Source organism: Microcoleus sp. Pol7_B2 (genome assembly GCF_036701035.1).
GTDB lineage: Bacteria > Cyanobacteriota > Cyanobacteriia > Cyanobacteriales > Microcoleaceae > Microcoleus.
In genome coordinates this window covers 1-20,501 of sequence record NZ_JAUBQB010000074.1, presented here as the reverse complement: position 1 = coordinate 20,501, position 20,501 = coordinate 1, and the positions used below count along the sequence as shown (strand labels likewise).

The 20,501-nt window shown below is 46.6% G+C and carries 22 protein-coding genes and 1 pseudogene; 13 read left to right on the top strand and 10 right to left on the bottom strand.

Annotated features, from left to right (window positions below):
* Positions 1-134: 134 nt before the first annotated feature.
* Positions 135-389 (top strand): annotated as a pseudogene (locus tag QUA57_RS22520) (peroxiredoxin); the annotation flags it as partial.
* A gap of 184 nt (positions 390-573) precedes the next feature.
* Here QUA57_RS22520 and QUA57_RS22515 read toward each other — a convergent pair.
* On the bottom strand, positions 574-1,809 hold the full coding sequence (locus tag QUA57_RS22515; protein ID WP_445304502.1) for a metal ABC transporter substrate-binding protein: 1,236 nt from the start codon (positions 1,807-1,809) through the stop codon (positions 574-576).
* A gap of 102 nt (positions 1,810-1,911) precedes the next feature.
* Here QUA57_RS22515 and QUA57_RS22510 point away from each other — a divergent pair, with 102 nt between their 5' ends.
* The 3 genes from QUA57_RS22510 (at position 1,912) to QUA57_RS22500 (ending at position 4,507) form a co-directional block, all read left to right on the top strand.
* Positions 1,912-2,721, top strand: a complete 810-nt coding sequence (locus QUA57_RS22510; RefSeq protein ID WP_333036284.1) for a metal ABC transporter ATP-binding protein — start codon at positions 1,912-1,914, stop codon at positions 2,719-2,721.
* Between the two features lie 141 nt (positions 2,722-2,862).
* Positions 2,863-3,759 carry a metal ABC transporter permease gene (locus QUA57_RS22505; RefSeq protein ID WP_333063686.1) on the top strand — a complete coding sequence of 299 codons (897 nt, stop codon included), beginning with the start codon at positions 2,863-2,865 and terminating at the stop codon, positions 3,757-3,759.
* 289 nt (positions 3,760-4,048) lie between these two features.
* Positions 4,049-4,507, top strand: a complete 459-nt coding sequence (locus QUA57_RS22500) for a peroxiredoxin (RefSeq protein WP_333063687.1) — start codon at positions 4,049-4,051, stop codon at positions 4,505-4,507.
* Between the two features lie 106 nt (positions 4,508-4,613).
* On the opposite strand, the gene QUA57_RS22495 is transcribed toward QUA57_RS22500, so the two are convergent.
* Positions 4,614-4,925: a hypothetical protein gene (locus tag QUA57_RS22495; protein ID WP_333063688.1), complete on the bottom strand. Its 312-nt coding sequence runs from the start codon at positions 4,923-4,925 to the stop codon at positions 4,614-4,616.
* A 165-nt stretch (positions 4,926-5,090) separates the two neighbouring features.
* A complete protein-coding gene (hpf, locus tag QUA57_RS22490; RefSeq protein ID WP_190663308.1) occupies positions 5,091-5,744 on the bottom strand; it encodes a ribosome hibernation-promoting factor, HPF/YfiA family in 654 nt (217 codons plus the stop codon).
* Positions 5,745-5,895: 151 nt separating this feature from the next.
* On the opposite strand from hpf, the gene lipB reads away from it, so the two are divergent.
* Positions 5,896-6,573, top strand: a complete 678-nt coding sequence (gene lipB / locus QUA57_RS22485; protein WP_333063689.1) for a lipoyl(octanoyl) transferase LipB — start codon at positions 5,896-5,898, stop codon at positions 6,571-6,573.
* 45 nt (positions 6,574-6,618) lie between these two features.
* On the opposite strand, the gene QUA57_RS22480 is transcribed toward lipB, so the two are convergent.
* Positions 6,619-6,840: a helix-turn-helix transcriptional regulator gene (locus QUA57_RS22480; protein ID WP_333036292.1), complete on the bottom strand. Its 222-nt coding sequence runs from the start codon at positions 6,838-6,840 to the stop codon at positions 6,619-6,621.
* A 222-nt stretch (positions 6,841-7,062) separates the two neighbouring features.
* Between QUA57_RS22480 and QUA57_RS22475 the strand changes: the two genes are divergently transcribed.
* Both QUA57_RS22475 and QUA57_RS22470 read left to right on the top strand, forming a co-directional pair.
* Positions 7,063-7,296: a hypothetical protein gene (locus QUA57_RS22475; RefSeq protein ID WP_333036293.1), complete on the top strand. Its 234-nt coding sequence runs from the start codon at positions 7,063-7,065 to the stop codon at positions 7,294-7,296.
* Positions 7,297-7,659: 363 nt separating this feature from the next.
* Positions 7,660-8,007, top strand: a complete 348-nt coding sequence (locus tag QUA57_RS22470; protein WP_333036295.1) for a hypothetical protein — start codon at positions 7,660-7,662, stop codon at positions 8,005-8,007.
* 187 nt (positions 8,008-8,194) lie between these two features.
* On the opposite strand, the gene QUA57_RS22465 is transcribed toward QUA57_RS22470, so the two are convergent.
* Entirely contained in the window at positions 8,195-8,752 is a 558-nt protein-coding gene (locus QUA57_RS22465; RefSeq protein ID WP_333063690.1) for a single-stranded DNA-binding protein, read from the bottom strand.
* Between QUA57_RS22465 and QUA57_RS22460 the strand changes: the two genes are divergently transcribed.
* Complete coding sequence (locus QUA57_RS22460; RefSeq protein WP_333063691.1) at positions 8,739-8,903, top strand: hypothetical protein; 165 nt, start codon at positions 8,739-8,741, stop codon at positions 8,901-8,903. The two genes, QUA57_RS22465 and QUA57_RS22460, sit on opposite strands and share 14 nt — an antisense overlap.
* 41 nt (positions 8,904-8,944) lie before the next feature.
* Here the strand turns inward: QUA57_RS22460 and QUA57_RS22455 are convergent, their stop codons facing one another.
* A complete protein-coding gene (locus QUA57_RS22455; protein ID WP_333063692.1) occupies positions 8,945-11,488 on the bottom strand; it encodes a mannose-1-phosphate guanyltransferase in 2,544 nt (847 codons plus the stop codon).
* Positions 11,489-12,050: 562 nt separating this feature from the next.
* On the opposite strand from QUA57_RS22455, the gene QUA57_RS22450 reads away from it, so the two are divergent.
* On the top strand, positions 12,051-12,248 hold the full coding sequence (locus tag QUA57_RS22450; RefSeq protein WP_006633481.1) for a hypothetical protein: 198 nt from the start codon (positions 12,051-12,053) through the stop codon (positions 12,246-12,248).
* A 7-nt stretch (positions 12,249-12,255) separates the two neighbouring features.
* A complete protein-coding gene (locus QUA57_RS22445) occupies positions 12,256-12,993 on the top strand; it encodes a class I SAM-dependent methyltransferase (protein ID WP_333036301.1) in 738 nt (245 codons plus the stop codon).
* 246 nt (positions 12,994-13,239) lie between these two features.
* On the opposite strand, the gene QUA57_RS22440 is transcribed toward QUA57_RS22445, so the two are convergent.
* Both QUA57_RS22440 and QUA57_RS22435 read right to left on the bottom strand, forming a co-directional pair.
* Entirely contained in the window at positions 13,240-14,973 is a 1,734-nt protein-coding gene (locus QUA57_RS22440) for a hypothetical protein (RefSeq protein ID WP_333063693.1), read from the bottom strand.
* A 586-nt stretch (positions 14,974-15,559) separates the two neighbouring features.
* Positions 15,560-16,039, bottom strand: a complete 480-nt coding sequence (locus tag QUA57_RS22435) for an NUDIX domain-containing protein (protein ID WP_333063694.1) — start codon at positions 16,037-16,039, stop codon at positions 15,560-15,562.
* Positions 16,040-16,191: 152 nt separating this feature from the next.
* Between QUA57_RS22435 and QUA57_RS22430 the strand changes: the two genes are divergently transcribed.
* Positions 16,192-16,893 carry an alpha/beta fold hydrolase gene (locus tag QUA57_RS22430; RefSeq protein WP_333063695.1) on the top strand — a complete coding sequence of 234 codons (702 nt, stop codon included), beginning with the start codon at positions 16,192-16,194 and terminating at the stop codon, positions 16,891-16,893.
* A gap of 219 nt (positions 16,894-17,112) precedes the next feature.
* Entirely contained in the window at positions 17,113-17,316 is a 204-nt protein-coding gene (locus QUA57_RS22425) for a hypothetical protein (RefSeq protein WP_333063696.1), read from the top strand.
* Between the two features lie 86 nt (positions 17,317-17,402).
* Here the strand turns inward: QUA57_RS22425 and QUA57_RS22420 are convergent, their stop codons facing one another.
* Both QUA57_RS22420 and QUA57_RS22415 read right to left on the bottom strand, forming a co-directional pair.
* Entirely contained in the window at positions 17,403-17,783 is a 381-nt protein-coding gene (locus tag QUA57_RS22420; RefSeq protein WP_006633473.1) for a hypothetical protein, read from the bottom strand.
* 378 nt (positions 17,784-18,161) lie between these two features.
* A complete protein-coding gene (locus QUA57_RS22415; protein WP_333063697.1) occupies positions 18,162-18,743 on the bottom strand; it encodes an RNA polymerase subunit sigma-24 in 582 nt (193 codons plus the stop codon).
* Positions 18,744-18,948: 205 nt separating this feature from the next.
* Between QUA57_RS22415 and QUA57_RS22410 the strand changes: the two genes are divergently transcribed.
* Positions 18,949-20,331, top strand: a complete 1,383-nt coding sequence (locus QUA57_RS22410; RefSeq protein ID WP_333063698.1) for an NB-ARC domain-containing protein — start codon at positions 18,949-18,951, stop codon at positions 20,329-20,331.
* The last annotated feature ends 170 nt before the right edge of the window (positions 20,332-20,501 follow it).

Here is a 20,501-nt window from a genome sequence, read left to right as displayed (position 1 = left end):
GCTGCGCCTCGTTGTCACCGATGAACTTGAAGATTATTTCTGATGAACCGCAGAGGCGCAGAGGACGCAGAGGAATAGAATAGAGAGACGTTCGCAAAACATCTGTATTGGATTTTGTTCTGGAAATAAAAAATATGACGGTCAAAGTAGGAGAAACCGCACCCGATTTTACCTTAACCTCTCAAGCTGGCTCATCATTCAGCCTCAAAGATTTTCGGGGGCAAAAAAATGTTATCGTCTACTTCTATCCCAAAGACGACTCCCCCGGATGCACAACACAAGCTTGCACTTTTCGAGATAGCTACGAAGTTTTCCAAGACGCAGGTGCAGAAGTAATTGGGATTAGCGATGATTCGCAGCAGTATCACCAGAAATTCGCCACCAAATATCAGTAAACTGAAACTTGTAGGGTGCGTCATACAATTTTATATTTTAGATTTTAGATTGGGAATCAAGGATGACTATCGGGGTTTAGAGTTTACCTACAGTTGCATTCTTGTTTGAAACTGCTATCAGTTAGCTGTTACCCTATCCCCGCAGAGAAAATAAAACTCTTCAGACGCACCCTACTTGCTACTTGCTAACTTCAAACGGCGTGTATTTTCCCCCCAAAGCTTCGACTATGGTGCGAGTATTAGCCGACATCATTTTCACATAAGAATCGCCGTCGCTTCCCGCCGCCCCAATCGAATCCGAATAAAGTTGCTGCGCCGCCAATTTCACCCGCGCTTCCTCCGCCACTGTTCTAATCAGTTGCGGGTTAATTGTAGTCTCCGCAAAAATAGCAGGAACTCCCGCAGCTTTCACCGATTCTACTAACTTTTGCACCGTTTGAGCGCTCGGCTGTTCCTCCGTACTAATCCCGATCAAACTTCCAGCACTTCCCAATCCGTAGGCGCGGCTGTAATATTGAAAAGCATCGTGAGTTGTTACTAATTTGCGCTGATTTTCGGGAATAGTTTTAATCTCTTGTTCGATCCAACTATCCAAACGTTTTAACTCTTCAGTAAGTTTCACAGCATTCTGCGTAAACTTCTCCCGATCTTCCGGCGACACTTCGATTAGCGCATCCCGAATTGCTTCCACCATTTGAACTACATTTTCAACATTTCCCCAAACGTGCGGATCGGGTACTGTATTGCCTTCTTTATTCAGTAGCAAAGGCTTGACAACTTCCCCCACTGCTAATTTTCGCGCCTTAATTCCGGCGGCATTCATCATTCTAATTAATCCCGGTTCCAAATTGTAACCGTTATACAAAATTAAGTTAGCTTGCTCTAAAGCTTGAGAATCTTTTGGCACAGGTTCGTAAACGTGAGGATCGGTTCCCGGCTGCAAAATTCCTGTTAGCTGAACTTCGCCGGCCGCTACTCGATCGGTCAAATCCTCAATAATTGTGCTGGTAGCAACTACCTTGGGTTTAGCATCTGCCTCTGGAGAGAGGCGATCGCCCTGAGTTGAAGCACAACTAAATAAACCCACAGTCAAAATGCCGCAAGCAATAGTTCTAATCCAAAATGCCTTGGACTTGTCCCATCCAGCGGCGGCGGTTTCAATCCCCGACTCACCGCGAAACTCTCCTTTATCGGATTGCTTCACAATTGCCGTCGGTTTTAACTCACATCTTGCACCATTCTCAATAACCCTTGTCTGGGCGGGCATCTTGCCCACCCCACAGGAAGACTCACTCTTTGTGGAACAGGCATCTTGCCTGTTATTGAGAAGGGTGGAAGATATCAGTTTTAACCTATTTGAGATTTTTGCCGCCAAACCTATGGTTTGAGGGGTTTCGAGCTGGCACTGTAGCATTATCTACCTCTCCTGCGTTCCAGATTATTCCTATTTACCGATGATTTCATATTCTTTTCATTTTTACAGTAAACTTAATAAAAAGGAGATAGACTCACCCCCATGAATACCGCCGCATTGCCCAACGAGAATCCTTGGTCTAAAATGGTTTGCGACCTCAAAGACAGCGCTACCGACACTGAAATTATCGCTGTTAAGCACTTAGCAGTAAACTACCGCACGGTAGAGGCACTCCGAGATATCAATCTTTCCGTCAAACCGGGAAGGCTGACGGGTATTATTGGCCCCAATGGTGCCGGCAAAAGCACGCTGATCAAAGCAATGTTGGGCTTAATTCCGGCAGCTCGCGGCACTGTTACCTGGGGCCAAGAAGCGATCGCCGATCGACTCGAAACAGTAGCCTACGTGCCCCAGCGATCGCAAATTGACTGGAACTATCCCGCCACCGTTTGGGATGTCGTGATGATGGGAAGAGTCAGAAAAGCAGGATGGTTTCGTCGCTTCTCGGCAGCTAGCCGCCGCACCGCTGCCGATGCCTTAGAAAGAGTAGGCATGAGTGCTTACAAAGACAGACCGATCGGACAACTTTCTGGCGGACAGCAACAGCGAGTATTTCTAGCTAGAGCCTTAGCCCAAGAAGCCGCTATTTTCTGCTTTGACGAGCCGTTTGTCGGCGTTGACCAAAAAACTCAAAATATCATTTTCGACATCTTCCACCAGCTAGCAAATGCCGGGAAAATCGTCTTAGTAGTCAACCATGACTTAGGCGAATCAATTACCAATTTTGATGATTTAATTTTGCTTAATACAGAATTGATTGCCGCTGGTTCCCGCCAAGAAGTGCTAACCCAAGAAAACCTTTACCGCGCCTACGGCGGACAAGTAATGTTTTTTGCCGGACAAGCCGCTTAATTAGCCAGCAGTCATTAATCTACGAGTTACGTTTTTGAACTCAGTTTCTTGGGTAATATTGGGTTTGGCAACGATCAATCTCCCCTTAAAGCCGGTTGCTTTGGTTGTTAGTCATTAGTTAACTGTGATGTTATAAATTTTATGCTACAAACCTTAATTGAGCCGTTGCAGTACGGATTCATGCAGCGATCGCTCGTAATTGCCATTCTCGTCGGCATCGTCTGCGCGATCGTCGGCAGCTACCTCATGGTACAGCGGCTGGCCTTGCTCGGAGACGCCATCAGCCACTCGGTTTTGCCCGGATTGGCGATCGCATTTATCCTGGGAGCAAATATCTTTCTCGGCGCCTTCATTGCCGGAGTTTTGAGTACAGTAATCATAGCTTGGATCAAAGCTCGATCGACCATCAAAGAAGACGCCGCAATGGGCATCGTATTTTCCGCATTCTTCGCCCTCGGGATCACCCTAATTACGATCGTCCAAAAAGACAACAAAATCGACCTCAACCACTTTCTTTTCGGCAACATCCTGGGCGTGACTGTCGAAGATGCGATCGACACAGCCGTTATTGTCGCCGTAGTCTTATTAGTTGTAGTAGTCTTTTACAAAGAACTGCTATTTTACACATTCGATCCATTAGGAGCGCAAGCCACAGGTTTGCCAGTAAACCTGCTCAACTTCGGACTGATGGTACTCATCGCCCTCACAATTGTTGCCAGCCTCAAAGCCGTTGGCGTAGTGCTAGTATTGTCCCTATTAATTACACCCGCAAGTACCGCATATCTCCTAGTGACTCGCCTGCACCAATTAATGATTTTAGGCGCAATAATCGGAGTGATTTCCAGCATTAGCGGAATGTATCTCAGCTACTTTTATAACTTACCATCCGGCCCCGCAATAGTTTTAGTTGCATCGGGATTCTTTGTGTTATCATTGCTGTTCAGTCCCACTCAAGGAATCCTCACCCAGCCCCGCACACACTCCGGTCAAATTCCTCCCATATGGCGGGAATTAAAAAATTTAACTAAAGGTCGATAACAATTAACTTTGTGTTAACGATTCAGCCCCGCCCCTCCAATTTTCAATAAGAATCAGCGTTAATCAGCGTTCATCTGCGGTTCAAAAAAGCCTCTCGAATTAATCCGCGTAACTGTGAATCGTTGGCTGCATCCAGATTGTGTAAAAACGGTTTTTTTTAGGATTGCGAGAAAGCAAGAATGGGATGATATCGAATCTGGCGATCGCAACTACGAACTATTGGTCACAAAAAACAGTACAATAACAAAAGTTAAAATTTCACGCAAACAGAGCTACTTAGTTAAAAAACATGACAGTCAAAGTAGGAGACACCGCACCAGATTTTACCTTACCATCTCAAACTGGCACATCAGTCAGTCTCACAGATTTTAAAGGGAAAAAAAACGTCATAGTCTACTTTTATCCCAAAGACGACACACCCGGATGCACCACCCAAGCTTGCGCTTTTCGAGATAGCTACGAAGTCTTCAAAGACGCAGGTGCAGAAGTCATAGGAATTAGCGAAGATTCGCAACAATCGCACCAGAATTTTTCTGCCAAATATCAGTTACCTTTTACTTTGTTGAGTGATACGGGCAACAAAGTGCGGCAATTATACGGCGTTCCCGCTACCCTGTGGATTATGCCCGGTAGAGTAACTTATGTCATTGACAAAGAAGGCGTTGTCAAGCATATTTTTGACTCCATGTTAGACTTCAAAGCACACGTTGCAGAAGCACTCAAAGCTTTAGAAACCATCAAAATTTAGATGGATTTGCTTAAATATATTGTTGGTAATGAGGACGAAAGTCCTCATGCCTCATTTTATAAAAAACCCAGAAAAAACTAAATTTATGACTGCGAACTAACGGTTGTTAGTGAGGAAGAAAGTTCTGAGAGTAGAGATTTTCCTCTACCAAACTTTTAAAATCTTGAATAGAGGGGGTTCTGGCAGCAAATTGACTCGGCTGAGTGTACTGATTCACCAGTTCGACAATCGAGATATTGGGGAAAGTAGGACTAACATCAGACTCAATATATTGTTCGGTTTGCAAGACGTTGATTTGTAGCCCTCGCCGTGCGTATGGCCCAAGTTCAGGCACTTCTAGAATGTGACAATTATCGAACTGCGTGCCAGAGGTGACAGCAATTTTTCTAGCTAAATCTGGGGGCGGATCAACACTCATCCATTTTCTCTTGAAAATATCCGCAAAGTCCTTACTACGAATCATTATTTTAAAAAACCAAGAAAGGACTAAAGTCCTTACTAAAAACTCGTGGTTCGTAGTAAGGAGTTTAGTCCTTTTTTGCTAACGACTTGCAGCCATTAACAATTAGCAGTCAGCAATTATCTAGCTTTTCGCAACACTCGATTTTTCAGATGTAGCGCTTTCGGCAGTTTTGCCATTTTTGCTATTACCGTTACCGTTGCTGTGGCGGGGTTGGATAACTCCATAGCCGCTGTGACTCTTGCGTTCGTAGAGTACGTTAATTTCGCCTGTTTCCGCATTACGAAACATATAGAAATCGTGATCGATAATCTGCAATTGTTCCAAAGCTTCTTGCACCGTCATTGGAGGCATAGCAAAATACTTAGTCCGTACAACCTCAGCAGGAAGTTCGGGAGTTCGATCGCCAATCAGATCCGCTACTACAGGATGTTCCTCAACTACCGTAACCGTTTTGGCACTACTCTGGGTCTTATTGTCGTGGCGTTTTTCCTTAAATTTCCGCAGTTGACGAGCTATCTTGTCGGCAACCAAATCTATGCTGGCATACAGGCTTTCCGTGCTTTCCTCAGCCCGAATCACGCTGCCGTTAGCATAAATTGTCACCTCAGCAGTCTGCTTAGGATTGATCCTGGGGTTACGAGCCACCGATAGATGTATGTCCACTTCCGTCGTCAAAGTTTGAAAATGGCTAACTGCCTTTTCCACCTTTTGATTGACGTACTCGCGAATCGCATCGGTGATTTCTATATTTTTACCCTGGATAACAAGCTTCATAGAGCTCCCTCCCTTCTGTAACTTGGGTATATTTTATACAGTAGCACTATGTATTCTGGAAAACACTTATCTTCCAAATCTTTTATTATATGTTGACAATTCTTGATTTAAGCTGGGCCAATATTCCGTAAAAATACTATTGATTTTTTGCATGGTTTCTCCTCTCATCCCTCAACAACTAAATGCACAACCCTGCTTAGTCCTCGATTGGGGACTTGTGCCCTACTCCCAAGCTTGGGAAATCCAGCAAAAACTCGTGCAAGAACGTCGGGTAAATCCAGATTTGCCAGATGTGCTGATTTTGGTGGAACATCCGCCGGTATACACTTTGGGACAGGGCGCGAAGTTGGAATTTCTGAAATTTGACAGCGAAACTCAGCCGGAATTGCACCGAGTTGAGCGGGGCGGCGAGGTGACTTACCACTGTCCGGGACAATTGGTGGGCTATCCGATTTTAAATTTGCGGCGCCACCAGCCTGATTTGCACTGGTATTTGCGGCAGTTGGAGGAAGTGCTGCTGGGGGTGCTGGAAGTTTTGGGGTTGAAGGGTTCGCGGGTTCCCGGTATGACTGGGGTTTGGGTGGATGGGTGCAAGGTAGGTGCGATCGGCATTAAAGTCAGCCGCTGGATTACGATGCACGGTTTTGCCTTAAATGTTTGTCCCGATCTCGCAGGTTTTGGGCAAATTGTACCTTGCGGGATTCCCGATCGACCTGTTGGCAGTTTAGAGCAGTTTATCCCCGGAATTGAGGTCGATCAAGTGCGATCGCTCGTTGTCGCTGAGTTTGCTCGCGTTTTTGCAGTGGAAATTGTGCGATCAAATCTGTAGGGTGCGTCGCTGTCAACCTTACTGGTAACGATCGCAGTCGGTTTTTTAAGTGCGATCGGAATTTTCCTCCTCATACACCATTAAATCTCCCGGTTGGCAGTTTAGTGCTTTGCACAGAGCATTGAGAGTCGATTCGTCAATTCTCGTGAGGCGGCGGCGGGTTTTGAGTCGAGAAAAGGAAGTTGGGTGCATTCCTATCAAAGCAGCCAACTCCTTATTGCTGATGTTGCGCTCGGCCATCACAACTGCTAATTTCCAACGGATCACTGGTGATTCTCAACTACTGGGCACGACTTTGCAAGCTGATGTTACCATCCCGCAACCTTCACTCTCCTTTAATTAACCGCTACGGGTATTTTTTTGAGTTTGGCAGTTGACTAACTTGGAAGAATGACCTATACTCAGAATGTACAAACGGAAAAGCGATCGCCCCTTTGCCTCGAAAACTCAAGGGCGATCGCTCTCCGACTATTTGTGTAGTTAAAACTTATGATATCAGAGCCAAAGTCAGTTCCCGAACTCCTGCGCGAAGAAATTCCCGACGCACCCATCGGAAAGCAACCGATCCGATTGTTGATTTGCGGGATTCCCAAAGGAGTGGAAAGCATCATCAATCTGCTGCACGTTTTGGGTTTTGCAGAAGTTGGTGAATGGAGTCCGCCTTTACCGTCCCCTCTAGCAGGTGAAGTAATGCGGATTTTAACCCGTTACTGGAAAGAATAATCTTTAAGGGCGATCGCCCTTTCTTGAGTGAAGTGCGATCGCTCTTAAATTATCAGAAACATCAGGCTTGATTCTCCACCCAATCAATTAAAAACTCCAGACTAAGGATGCTCAATATCGAATCGAATTAACGCGGCGGTGTTTGCGAGACTTGGGGGTATTATAGAATAGAAAATTTTAACGGTCTGTACTTAGTGACTCAAGAATTGAGAGTAATTGGTGTATAATGCGCGGTCGCGGGCTTCTATAACCTCAGACAGAAGCAAGACCGATGCAGAAATACGTCCTAAGAGTTTTGCGATCGCCCCTAGCGTCAGGTAAGATTCTTGTTAATTATTGCGCTCAGTTCAGGAGAAAAAATTTATGCCAGATATGTCCGGTCAAGACCCCTCGGAAATTAAAATGGCGACGGTTGATGAAGAAGAAAAAGGCGCAACGTTTAGCGGTACGGTCATCCTTGCTATCGATGCCGAGGAGGGTGGGGAAGTCGTTTTCTTCAGAGACTTTTTGATTGAACATTATAAAGGCGAACTTACCGCTTATCTGGCAACAGATGGCAATATAACGAAAAGTATTGATTTAGGCGAACTTAAGCATAAGAGCGGCAGCTTTAAGCTGCCAATTCCGCTGGGGACGGATACATCACCCTACAATACAGTCGTGCTGCGCGACGAAAAAAGCAAGAAAAAAGTTGTGACAATCGAGCTGTAAAATTTGCAATTTAGCTCGTAGTTGGGCCAAAGTCGTTAGCGCAGCCCTCGAAGAGGATCGCCGTTTTTTTCCTGAAGTACGCGCGTGCGAAGCTATCCCGTAGGGAATCGCCCTTAAATTAAGGTGCGTCACTTTCGATCAAACGCCGAAGTTTTGCGATCGCTCGTAAAGTGATGCACCCTAATTTTTAAAAGGGAATCGGATCGTAATCAGGATTTTCCGGTTCGTTAGACGAACCCGACGGGCGATCGGACTCAGAATTTGAAGACTGATGCGAGTTCCAATCCGAACTAGACGTGCGGTTAGCGCCACCTGGAGCGCTGTTAGAACTGCGGTTCCGCGAGCCTAAAGGAACTACATTGCTCGGCACATTAGCCGGGGCGCTGTCGCGAATTTGAGCAGGTTCCGGGGCGGTTCTAGTTGGGGGAGCCGAACTCATTGCATCGGCGCCGACACTGTAAATCCTTTGAGCTGTCAGTTCAGCGCGCTTTTCTTTAATACCATCTCTTTCGATCGTATTCATGCTCAACCGCCCCTCAATAATCACGCGATCGCCCTCGTGATATTTCTCGTGAATTTCTTGAGCAAAATTTCCCCATCCTATCACTTTCAAATGTTCGGGCGGATCTTCGGGTTTTGGGCCGGGAAACTGCACCAACATCTCAGCGATTTGAAGTTGACTGTCAGGAGTATAACGGAGTTGCGGTTGTTGAATTATTTCCGCCATCAAAATGCAGCTATTCATCTGTTATCTGTGCGTAATTGGGAATTGGATGTTGAAGGAAGAAGGAAGAAAGAAGAAGGAAGAAGGAAAAAATAGCTATCAGTGTACCGATGACTTGTGCGTCTTGCTTTTGGGAATTGCCAATTGCAAATTTGTAATTGGTGATTACTGATTTTTCTGGGCTATTCGCTATTAGTTGTCACCGATTACGCATTACACGTTACCAAATTTATCTTGGAGAACCGCCGCCTCGGCTTGACTGACAAAATCGTGAACGAGGGCACGGTACTCCTTCAACGTTTCAGATACCCAATCTCGATCCTCACTGTTGGCGAAGATATGAACGGTCGGTTCACTAGCATCGGGTAAAACTAATACCCAATTGTCGTCGCTGTAGTTAAAAATCTTCACTCCATCTAATAATTCTAGACGATCGGGCGAATGAGTTTCTACTAAATGTCGCATCAGCGAACCCTTGATAGTCCAAGGACAGCGGACGCTGTAACTGCGGTGGGTGATGCGGGGAAGTTCCGCCTTGATCTGTCCGAGCGATCGCTCCTGAATCGTCATCATTTCTATCACTTTAGCAATGCAGAACATTCCGTCAAATCCGGGATGCAACTGCGGGAAAATAAAACCCATAAGGCCGCTGCCGCCCAAAACCACATTCGGGTTCCTGTTAGCGGCTTCCATCAAAGCAGTTGGGTTCGCCTTCGTGCGGATTACCTGGCTTTGATAGCGTCGGGCGATCGCCTCCACCGCAGAAGACGCGTGCACCGGCACTACTACTGTACCTTTGGGATGAGAAGTCAGCATCAAATTTACCATCAACGCCGTCAGCATTTCCCCACGAATCGCAATCCCAGACTCATCTACCAAAATGAGCTGTTCGCCGTTAGCCGATACCTGCACTCCAAAATTAGCGCTGAGTGCTTTCACCACCCGGCCGAGTTGGTCAAGCAAATATTCCCGTTCCCCGTTGCTGAGAGAAGTCTGCTTGAGACTGGCATTGAGTACCACCGCATCGCAACCGAACTTGGCAAGCATTTGGGGCAAAATTGCTCCAGAAACCGCGTAAACGTAATCGATTACCACCTTAGTATTGCTGTAGCGTATTGCCTCAACATTCATCTGGCGCTCAAAAATGCGGTTGTAAACATCGAGAGCTTGGTTAAAGTACGTCATCTCTCCAATTTCGGGAATTAGAGCTCGCCGCAAATCTTCCTTAAAATAAGCCCCCTCGATTTTTTTCTCAGCTCCTTTAGTAATATTGATGCCTTTGATATCGAAGAATTCAATTAAAATGTGGTCGGAGCGATCGGGCGAAATGCGAACATGAATGCCGCCGGCAATTGATATCGTAGACGAAACCGTGCGCGCGATCGGAATTGCCGTCGATTCCAAATTGATCACATTAATTCCCACCGACATCAAACCCGCAATCAAAGACCTCGAAACCATCCGCGAAATGCTCCGCTGGTCACGAGAAACCGATACCGAAGTCCCGGGTTTCAAAGTCGAGCCATAAGCTGCGCCCAATTTCACTGCAAATTCCGGGGTAACATCCACATTTGCCAGTCCTTGAACGCCACGCTGACCGAACAAATTCCGCTTAGCTTGTTCTCCCCAAATTAAATTTTGATTTAACAGAGCACCGGATTCAATATTTTTGCTCGGCCAGACGCGCACGCTTGGCCCCACTTGTGCTTCTTCTCCCACGATGGACATTGAACCGACGACAGCACCTTCGAGGACGTGAGCGCGCCTGTCTACGCGGGTACTCCGGCAAATCACGCAGGCCCTAAGATGAGCGTCTTCACCGACAATTGCTCCGTTCCAGACGATGGGACGTTTGAGGTTGGCGTCGGCCCCGACTGTCACGTTATCTCCGATCACTGTACCGGCATCGATTTTAACTCGGGCTCCAATTCGGCAATTGTTGCCGATCATGGCCGGTACTTCGATGATCGCGCTATCGTCAATAAAAGTATTCTGACCTACCCAAATTCCCGATCGAACTTCGTTGTAGTAGCTCAAATCCAGTTTGACCTTTCCCCGCAGCGCGTCGTACTGAGATTCCCGGTAAACATCTAGCTGGCCGACATCGCACCAGTAACCCTCGGCGATGTAGCCGTACATCGGCTCATTTTTTTCCAGTAGCAGGGGAAACAAGTCTTTCGAGAAGTCGCACTCCTGATTTACCGGCAGGTAATCCAAGACTTCGGGTTCTAAAATATAAATGCCGGTATTGATAGTATCGGAGAAAATTTCGCTGCTAGAAGGCTTTTCCAGAAAGCGGCTGATGCGGTAATTTTCCTCGGTAATCACGACCCCGAATTCCATCGGGTTGGGAACGCGAGTTAAAATTAACGTGGCTTTGGATTGTTTGCTGCGGTGAAATTTGATCGCTGCCGTTAAGTCGAAATCTGTGATGCTGTCGCCGCTGATGACCAGAAAAGTGCGATCGAGCAGTTCAGCAATATTTTTGACGCAGCCAGCCGTACCCAGCGGTTGGTCTTCCTCCACAGCGTAAGTCATTTGAACGCCAAACTCTGTCCCGTCAGTAAAATATTCGCGCATGACATCGGGAAGGTAGTGCAGCGTCGCAATAATTTCCGTGATCTGATGCCTTTTTAGCAAATTAATAATGTGTTCTGCGATCGGGCGATTAAGAATCGGCACCATCGGTTTGGGCAAATCGCACGTCAGGGGTCTGAGCCTCGTTCCCGATCCCCCAGCCATCAGCACTGCACGCATAAAATCCTCCTTGCTTAGAAAGCTCTCTACCGCTATTGTCCGCTAGAAAAAGTTTGCCTGCTGTAATTCGTCGGCCACCAGCAATCAGTTCTTACTTAAATATCTTCGAGTAGTCACACGTCTGGGAAATCCCGTTCGGCCTGGCCGTCCCCCAACAGCAACCGATTTCAACCGAATTAGAACTTGCGGCATCGCACCAATCCCCCGGTCGAGCTCGGATTTGTAGGGGATGTTGGGTAATACCAGTTCAAAAAAAGAATGCAACTGTAGGCCCGTGCTCGAAACCCTTCTGTCATCAGTCATTCCCAATTCTTTAATTCTTCAATCGTATAAGTCCTCAGAATGCTCGACTTTTGACAGAAGTGCCTTCTTGCTTGCTCGGTGAAAGCTATTTCGGGGGTGTTATTTTTAAGTTTGTGGCAAGCGAGGATTTTGAAGTCTCTTTCTGAAGGTGGAATTACTACAGCTATCACTGCGCCTTGGCGTCTGATAAATGATAGATTAAGGGTAGCGCTTTGACTAGCTGACCCAAAATCCTATCCATTGCTTAGGGGTTTTTTAAATGAGTACGTTAATTAGCTTGGCATTGCTGATCGCTTACGGTGGCGGTATTTGGAAATTTTGGAATGGTTTCGATCGCACTAACTTCGACAGAAGTTTTACAAATCGCCTGAAGCTCTCGCTGCTCTGGCCCGCGTTAATTTTTAATAAGCCTTACCGCCAAAACTTTACAAAAGCTCTCAAAGCTTCTAAAAGGTAATTCAAGAATGTCTAAAAAGTCCGATCGCCCAGTAGCGGGTCAGGAGCAGACTTGGTTTGCTAAAGGAAAATCAGATAGCTGGCAAGTTTTACTGTCGCAAGTCGCTTCTCGATTCGATCGCGAATACCGGGGAGAAGCTTTCGCTTTACCCGAAGAAGTCGAAGCAATGCCGATTTTCCTAGAATCTGTTGCAGGAACTCTCCAAGAAAAAACAGTTTCTCCCTTCTGGAAAATTGCCAAACCTCAAAAAAATCAGCGCTGTTTAGACATTGGCTGCGGAGTCAGCTTTCTCATCTACCCTTGGCGGGATTGGGAGGCATATTTTTACGGTCAAGAAATCAGCAGCGCAGCGCGAGACGCCTTAAACGCTCGCGGCCCTCAGCTCAATTCTAAGCTGTTTAAAGGCGTAGAATGGGCTCCCGCCCACCAGTTAAATTACGAGGAGGCTCAGTTCGATTTATGCCTCGCTACAGGCTTTAGCTGTTACTATCCCATAGACTATTGGAGTATTGTGATGGGAGAAGTAAAGCGGGTACTAAAACCGGGCGGTCATTTTGTTTTTGATGTCCTCAACCCCGATGCTCCTCTAGCAGAAGATTGGGCAATTTTGGAAACTTATCGAGCCGGCGAAGTATTTTTAGAGACAATTGAAGATTGGGAAAAAATGATTAAAGCTGCGGGCGCTAAGGTAGTAAAAAAGCAAAGCGGCGACTTATTTCAAATGTATAAAGTTCAATACAATTGAGAGGTTAATGGGAATAGGTAATTAGCTTTGCAGTCACAACTTCAATCGTCCAAAGCCTGGTCGGGGGGACGAAAAACAACTTCATTCTTAGTGGATAAAGTAGGGTGCGTCAGCAAGGAGAAATTAGTTTGAGAAGCAACACATATTCAAGCTGACGCACCCTACTAACTACTAACTCACAATAGTCAAGCAAGCAGATTGGATATTACCCATTCCCCTACCGGATTGCCAATTACCGATGCCCAATTAATTTTCGGTAGCTGCAGGAGATGGCGCTGCTTCCGGCGAGGGCGACACTTCCGGGGCAGGAGATGGCGACACTTCGGCTGCAGGAGATGGCGCTGCTTCCGGCGAGGGCGACACTTCCGGGGCAGGAGATGGTGCTGCTTCCGGCTGCGGGGACTCTTCGGCTGCAGGAGATGGCGCTGCTTCCGGCTGCGGGGACTCTTCGGCTGCAGGAGATGGCGCTGCTTCCGGCTGCGGGGACTCTTCGGCGGGTTGCGGTTGAGGAGAAGGCGACTGTTCGGCGGCTGGTTTTTGTTCAGGCGAGGGCGACGGTTTAGCTGCAGGCTTGGGTGCCGACGGCGACGGTTGGGCCCCTGGCTGCGGTTTGTTCGACGGGGCCGGCGGCTTCTCAAACTGCGGTTTAACTTCAGTAGGCGCTGGAGATGGCGGCTGGCCTGTTGGTCTGCTGGGCGCTGTCGGGGCGGGCGCTGGCTGCTGCTGGCCTGGTGGGTTGGGCCTGGTTGGGGTGACAGGAATGCCACTGCAAACTTTTTCGTCGTACTTAAAATCGACAGCCAGTTGGTAAAGCTTGTGCGTGCTGGCTGGTGGAAATGTTAGAGATTCAATACCAGCTATAGCTGCCTTGTCAAGAATCGGATAACCCGTCGCCACAATCATTTTAGGCTTTGCCCGGAGCGACCCTTGGGGTTGGACAACAGCTCCAAATAGTGCTCTTCCTTCGAGTTTGTCCGAGCAAGCTGCTACCGGATAAGCAACATTATTCACGGAAAAAGTCTGCCCCACCGGGAGCAAGTCAGGATAACTTCGAAAGAAGTCGTTAAACAAGGCAAGATATTCATCTCGAATCTTCTTGGCCATAGTTTCTGGATTGCCCCGTAAGTTTGAGTCCGGTTGTCCCGGAGCGGGTCTATTGTTCGGATCGAATGGTTGGCTAGGCCCTATTCCTGGACCAGTTGCTATCATTGGATTCTTTAGCTGAAGAGATTTGCCTGGTAACTTTAGTGATCGAGCGGTTCCAGAATTCGTTTCACCTGCGTAAGGAGGGCTAGCGATATCATTTGGATCTGAAAGATCGGGTATATTGCGTTGAGCTATGATTCTTTGGAGTGCTTCCGGGTCATATGGATCAAGTCCTGAAAATGGGGGTGGTTCCGTCAGTGGCGGCGATGGTGGCGGCGGCGGAATATTGCGATCAAAATTATCAGGTAAGGGTGGGAAAAGGAAACCGCTGGGAGGTACGGGTGGGACGAAAGTGGGTATTGGCTGGGAGGGGGCTCTGACTGTTGGGGATGGAGTTTTGGGAGGTGGCGGGGCTGTTGGGGCCGTTAACGGCGGGAGAGAGGGATAAGGCAGAGGGGAAAAGAATCCAGGAGGCGGCATTCCCGGCGGCATGGCGGGCAAGTTGATGGTATCCGGTGCGGGGGGCAAGGGCGGGGCTAACTTTGGCCCGGGTCGAAGGGGAACTGGTGCGATCGAAAATGGCGTAAATCGCGTATTAGACGCGCGCGGTGGTATGGTTTGTGGCAGCCGGCCGGCTTCTGCGGGAGTTAGTTCTACCAAGCCGACAGAACCGGGGATATTTTTTGAGGAATTTCCACCATAAAGTATGCTTGAGAGCGTCGGGGCACTTACTCCGAGCACTCCGTGAAGGCTGACAGAAGCTAGGGCTGCCCACCAAAAAGGCTGGCGCAGCGGTTCGGAAAGGGTGTTGGCTAGGGAGGAAGAGTCAGTCATGACTATGGGGAATGGGGAATTGGTAATTGGTAATTGAGAATTGATAATTGGGAATTGGAAGTTAATAGTTATTAATTGATATTTTTTTTGAGTGATTTTAAAAGTTGCTGTTGGAGAATTCAAAGGTATAATTTTAGCACGGTCGGTATCGAAATTGCCCGATCGACTTTTATTGAGATTTGGCGACCCTCACATCAAGCACTCAAGCCTAGAAACCCGGTTTTTTGCCTAGTTCCACGCTTGTATAGCAACCGCAAATAGGGTGAGGACGTTGTTAATTGCTGAAACCATTGTTTTTCTTGCCTAATCCCTTTGGCCGAATCCTATACGCGGTTTCTCAGTTATTGTTGAGAATGGTGAGTGGGGCGTCAGGCCGGCCGGACTGGGGCGATGGAAAAAACAGACTGCGCCGTTGCTATACCGTCTTTTTTCGGGTTCAGGGGCCTAATTATTTCATTACACACGATCAAGCGAACGGATCGATCGGCGTTTCCAATTCGGTTACGAGATCAAAAAACTCAAAACTGATCGAGTTGGTGCGCGTTGTACGCGGAGGCTGTCGCGGCAATCTCAAAAGCCCCTTGATTCACCAGCGATAGCGGTAATTTTTAAAAGGAGCTCCCTCGATGGTGAGCAAGTCGATGGGGTAAATTGGAGCGCCGCTTGCCATATATTGAAACATTTCTCGAACTTCCTCTCCCCGCAACGACAACTGGTCTAATTCCTTGAGAGAATACCAGCCCGCGCACAAAGTATGATCATCCGGCTTACTCTTGGGCGGCGTCTTATCTTGTGGACGAGCCACAAAAATGACTCGGAGGCGCACATTGCCCTTAGGCATCACTGTGTGCTCTACCCGGAGAATTCCCTCAACGATGATGGAAATGCCCGCTTCCTCAAGGGTATTACGCATAGCAGCTTCGAGCAAAGTCTCTCCTTTTTCCACTCGCCCTGCTGGCAGATACCACTGCTGCTCGTACTTGCGCTCTTGTACCAGTAGAAAACGGTCTTCTAAGTGAACGACAACTAGGGTAAAATACCATGTTTGAATCGGCTCGCGAGCCATAGAAGTAGATATTCCCTAAGCAAAAGGTTTAACGAGCGGCAGATGTTAGCAATCCAAAGGATGCTTCAGCAAGCGTCTTTGAACTTGAAAAACAGATCGTAGCACTCCGGCCGCAAAATCTAAAATCTAAAATCTAAAATTTAAAATTGACAATGCCATTACCAACCGTGATTTTACCAGGATATTTTGCTGCTGCTTCCGACTATCGCGAATTAGAAAAGTCTCTGCTCGATCGAGGTTTCCCAACAGTAACAGTGCCTCTGGGCAAGGGAGATTGGTTGCCAACTTTTGGCGGGCGGTCGATGGTGCCAATTTTGCGACAGCTCGATCGCACTGTCAAACAAATGTTACAGCAATACGGCGTTCCCCAGATCAATCTCGTCGGTCATTCCGCCGGCGGCTGGATTTCTCGCATCTATTTGGGGGAAAAGCCTTACACCATTCACGGCGACGTGCTGGAGGACGCGGGTTTGTGGGAAGCTCACCCTTGTGTGAATACTTTAATCACTTTAGGCACGCCGCACGTCTCTCAAGAGCGCTGGACGCGCAAAAATCTAGATTTTGTCAAAATTCACTATCCGGGGGCTTTTCACCCGCAGGTGCGCTACGTGTGCGCTGCTGGGAAGGCTGTTTTTGGGAAGCGGGGTTTAGGGACTTGGCTGGCTTATAAAAGTTACGAGTTGACTGTGGGGAAAGGTGAAACTTGGGGAGATGGAATTACGCCGGTGGAAGCTGCTGTTTTGGACGGGGCAGAAAATTTGGTGTTGGAGGGGGTTTGGCATTCGCCTCGTTCTCCGGGAAAGTGGTACGGTTCGCCGGAGGTTTTGCCGACTTGGATTGAATATTTGCGTTAGGAACGAACCGCGAAGACGCGAAGAAAGAAGCAGAAGGTTTAAGGGAAGGATTTAGTTAGAATTTGATATTAGGAGCGAGTTTAGTGTGGCAAAACTCGCCCCCGCGATGCTATGTTTACTTGAATTTTTATGGCTAACTTAATAGATTGAAAAAATATTTTATGTGGCCTTATCAGTAAGATTCAGAAGTCACGGCGAACAACACAATCAAATTATACGTTGGCTGGGGTGGAATTGGGCTACAATACTACTGTGCGCTTGGACGCAGATCAAAAATTTCAGCCGGATGCTTTGTGGAGAATTGATGCGGGAGGTCGATCGCAAATTAGGGATGATGATTATGTGCGATCACTATCCGTGCAATCAGCGCACTTTGAAATGCTGCAAAGGGATAAAATTGTAACTGGAAAAAGAGGTAGGTGAACACAAGCTTCAACTCAACCTACAAGAGCTGTGATTGCACTAAGTTATGCTGCGACTACTTCGACAGACCTGAACATTATATCCATTCAACCTTTGATGCCAAATCTCTCATAAAGCATCTCTCTTAACCTATTGCTACCGCGTTTCACGAAGTCATCTTCAGATTCCTGCTCCAAAGGTTCACCAATTTGATTGCTGAAGTCAGATAAAAAAGATTGATTCTGGATTAAGCTCGACACCTCTTCTGAGAATTTTTGCTTTTCATTATTTGAAAATGAGAAGGGCGTCAACATAAGGAAAGTTCCTGCTGTTAAAGCCATTTGAAGGGATGGGAGAGTTAAATCAGATTCTGGCAGTGATTGAGTAGGTGATTGCTTAATCTCATCCATAAATTCCTTAAAATTACTCATCACTGATTGAGTAGGTGATTGCTCAATCTCATCCATAAGTTCCTTAAAATTACTCATCACTTATTCTCACTTGGTATGACGATTTTTCCACGAACCATAAAAAGCACGAAGCAGCTTTTCAAATGACTTGACAACTTCCTCTATAATTTTACCTTTCGTTTTATCATCCAACCGATTCCATAGTCTGAAAAACCAATTAAATAGTTCAGATAGCAAACAAAACATCCGTATACTCCCAAGCTACGAAACAGAATCTATAACCCAACGCTGTAATATTTGCTGCATATAGATAGCCAAGCTTACCTTTTCAATCGCTGGCAGTTTTCTGATATTTGCTGCGAGGTGCGAGGAAATACTAAAGCCAGACTAAACGCTGATGAAGGTTGGGTTGCAACAGGAAACCCAACCTACCAATTCAAACTGAACTAACTATCTTTACCCTTTACCTCCAAACAGTTTATATATTCCGTATCCAACAGCAGCCGCCGCAGCAACAGGTGCAGCAGCAACTATGGCAGTACCAGCGATCGCACCTCCCCCGACAACGCCACCGATACCAGCAAGGGTACCCATAATTGCAGCACCAGAGGCACCGCCAGCTACCGTTACAGCACCAGCACCAACTAGACCAGCAGCAGCCCCAATATTTGTAGCTGTTCTTGCCGCTGCACGAGCATCATTCTCTTCTTCAGACAAGTTCGATTGCTCTTTGAACAAAGTTTCATTCATTATTTTTGCCCCCAGATAAGCTGGCCCCGCTGCTAATACCGCAGGAGCCACCGCCATACCACCACCAACCACACCACCTGCTGCAGCTAGACCCGAAGTAATTCCTGCTCCTGAAGTTGCTGCAACAGTCAACCCTGTTGCAGCACTAGCAGCCGCGCCTACCGCAGCACCAGTTTCTGCAACCGCTTTGACTGTTTTGACTGTATTTCCATCAATGCCCATAGTTTTTTCAACAACATTTTCTACAATTTCGTCACCGACTTGAGTGGCAAAATCTTCCCAATTCATAACTCAATTTATCCTTTTAATACTTGTCCCATTATCCTTAATAAATTAAAGGTTTGTCTAGCCCAATAATGTTCTATTATGCCGCCAATACTCTCTCGTTTTCACTCTAACTTTAATCTAATTTTGTACAAATTTGCACAAAAATGTACGAAAATGTTGGAAGTTGTGAGCTACAATACACAAAACTCTAGCGTCTCCCTGCCAGATGAATCTTAAAGAAATGTTAAATGTCGCAGATCGCATAGTTTTGGACAAAACAGGTCAGCACCTTGACGATTTACAGGAAGCGGTACTGCGGGGAACTCTACAACGCGAGACATACAAAGAAATAGCTAAAGATTTTAACTGTTCTGAAAGTCGCATCAGGGAAATCGGCTCGGAATTATGGCAGATACTTTCAGAGGAGTTAGGAGAAGATGTCAGTAAATCGAATTTTCGCTCCACAATGGAGAGGTTGCAAAACTCTAATATTTTAAACTTTGCACAAGACATTGTAGTGAAAGGTAGTTTTAACACCTGTGGAGAACCTAAACACCCGCCAAATAGCCCAAACTCACAGCCAATAAATCAGGAAACATCTAACTCAAAACAAATTAAAACTTTACATCAAGATTTAAGCGAAATGCCAGATTTGGGTGATTTCTACGATCGCCCCCTCGAACTCCACACTCTCACCACCTGGATTCTACAACAACGCTGTCGCCTCATAACCCTCACCGGCATCAGTGGGATCGGCAAAACCAGCTTAGCAGTGCAACTCATACAACAAATTAAAGACGAGTTTGACTACGCAGTTTGGTACACACTAGACGAATTCCCCACCATAGAAAAATTTCAATCTAACCTAATACCGCTTTTTTCAAATTCAGAAAAACAAGATTCATCCCCAACCAAGCAGAAACGCTTACCGCTGATTAAGTATTTACAAAACCATCGCTGTTTAATAGTCTTAGATGACGTTCACAACCTTTTCTGTAGCGGGGAATTTGCAGGAAAATTCAAACCTGAATGCGAAGAATATCGCTCCTTATTAAAACAAATAGAAAAATTATCCCATCAAAGCTGCTTTCTGTTGATCGGTTGGGAACAACCGAGAGAAGTGACTCAAGTTAAAAACCAAAATACTTCCATTCGTACCTTACAACTCAAAGGTTTAGACATCGCCGCCGGACAGGAAATACTCAGAGATTATGGGTTAGAAGAAAGCGACAACACTGAAGCACTCATTCATCGCTACCAAGGCAACCCCCTATGGTTAAAAAGCGTGGCGAATCTGATTCAAGACTTGGGAGGAGGCGTGACAGAGTTATTACCAAATGATACCATATTGTTGCCGGAAGATTTGAAAGATGTTTTACAGCAGCAGTTCGATCGCCTATCGGAACTGGAAAAACAAGTAATCTCCTTGTTGACGAAAGAAAGCCAGCCAATCAACCGGGCAAAATTGCTAGAAAATGAGATAATTCCGGCTTCAGATTTGCTAAATGCGCTGCAATCTCTATCGCGGCGCTGCTTGATAGCACAACAAGCAAATTTTTACACGATTTCACCTGTGTTGAAGCAATATGCGATCGCCTATGCGGTGTAATTGATATCTTTTAGTCTGCGGAGACAGACTTAGTTTGTATAGTAGCCATTTCAAAATCGCCTAGTAACTAAATAGGGCTTGCTGAATAATCGGTCGCCAACCAAGAGCAGGAGCGATCGATATATTCAAGCAGAGTTAAATATAAGTTGTTTTGGCATTAATTCCACCCT

Excerpts from the sequence above, each read along its gene's own strand:
- QUA57_RS22515 (WP_445304502.1), bottom strand. The coding sequence starts at position 1,809 with ATGCTACAGTGCCAGCTCGAAACCCCTCAAACCATAGGTTTGGCGGCA.
- QUA57_RS22470 (WP_333036295.1), top strand. The coding sequence starts at position 7,660 with ATGCCAGATATGTCCGGTCAAGACCCCTCGGAAATTAAAATGGCGACG.
- QUA57_RS22415 (WP_333063697.1), bottom strand. The coding sequence starts at position 18,743 with ATGAATTGGGAAGATTTTGCCACTCAAGTCGGTGACGAAATTGTAGAA.
- QUA57_RS22465 (WP_333063690.1), bottom strand. The coding sequence starts at position 8,752 with ATGAATAGCTGCATTTTGATGGCGGAAATAATTCAACAACCGCAACTC.
- QUA57_RS22440 (WP_333063693.1), bottom strand. The coding sequence starts at position 14,973 with ATGACTGACTCTTCCTCCCTAGCCAACACCCTTTCCGAACCGCTGCGC.
- QUA57_RS22435 (WP_333063694.1), bottom strand. The coding sequence starts at position 16,039 with ATGGCTCGCGAGCCGATTCAAACATGGTATTTTACCCTAGTTGTCGTT.
- QUA57_RS22430 (WP_333063695.1), top strand. The coding sequence starts at position 16,192 with ATGCCATTACCAACCGTGATTTTACCAGGATATTTTGCTGCTGCTTCC.
- QUA57_RS22410 (WP_333063698.1), top strand. The coding sequence starts at position 18,949 with ATGAATCTTAAAGAAATGTTAAATGTCGCAGATCGCATAGTTTTGGAC.
- QUA57_RS22505 (WP_333063686.1), top strand. The coding sequence starts at position 2,863 with ATGCTACAAACCTTAATTGAGCCGTTGCAGTACGGATTCATGCAGCGA.
- QUA57_RS22445 (WP_333036301.1), top strand. The coding sequence starts at position 12,256 with ATGTCTAAAAAGTCCGATCGCCCAGTAGCGGGTCAGGAGCAGACTTGG.
- lipB (WP_333063689.1), top strand. The coding sequence starts at position 5,896 with ATGGTTTCTCCTCTCATCCCTCAACAACTAAATGCACAACCCTGCTTA.
- QUA57_RS22455 (WP_333063692.1), bottom strand. The coding sequence starts at position 11,488 with ATGCGTGCAGTGCTGATGGCTGGGGGATCGGGAACGAGGCTCAGACCC.
- QUA57_RS22500 (WP_333063687.1), top strand. The coding sequence starts at position 4,049 with ATGACAGTCAAAGTAGGAGACACCGCACCAGATTTTACCTTACCATCT.
- QUA57_RS22420 (WP_006633473.1), bottom strand. The coding sequence starts at position 17,783 with ATGAGTAATTTTAAGGAACTTATGGATGAGATTGAGCAATCACCTACT.
- QUA57_RS22475 (WP_333036293.1), top strand. The coding sequence starts at position 7,063 with ATGATATCAGAGCCAAAGTCAGTTCCCGAACTCCTGCGCGAAGAAATT.
- QUA57_RS22495 (WP_333063688.1), bottom strand. The coding sequence starts at position 4,925 with ATGAGTGTTGATCCGCCCCCAGATTTAGCTAGAAAAATTGCTGTCACC.
- QUA57_RS22450 (WP_006633481.1), top strand. The coding sequence starts at position 12,051 with ATGAGTACGTTAATTAGCTTGGCATTGCTGATCGCTTACGGTGGCGGT.
- hpf (WP_190663308.1), bottom strand. The coding sequence starts at position 5,744 with ATGAAGCTTGTTATCCAGGGTAAAAATATAGAAATCACCGATGCGATT.
- QUA57_RS22510 (WP_333036284.1), top strand. The coding sequence starts at position 1,912 with ATGAATACCGCCGCATTGCCCAACGAGAATCCTTGGTCTAAAATGGTT.
- QUA57_RS22460 (WP_333063691.1), top strand. The coding sequence starts at position 8,739 with ATGCAGCTATTCATCTGTTATCTGTGCGTAATTGGGAATTGGATGTTG.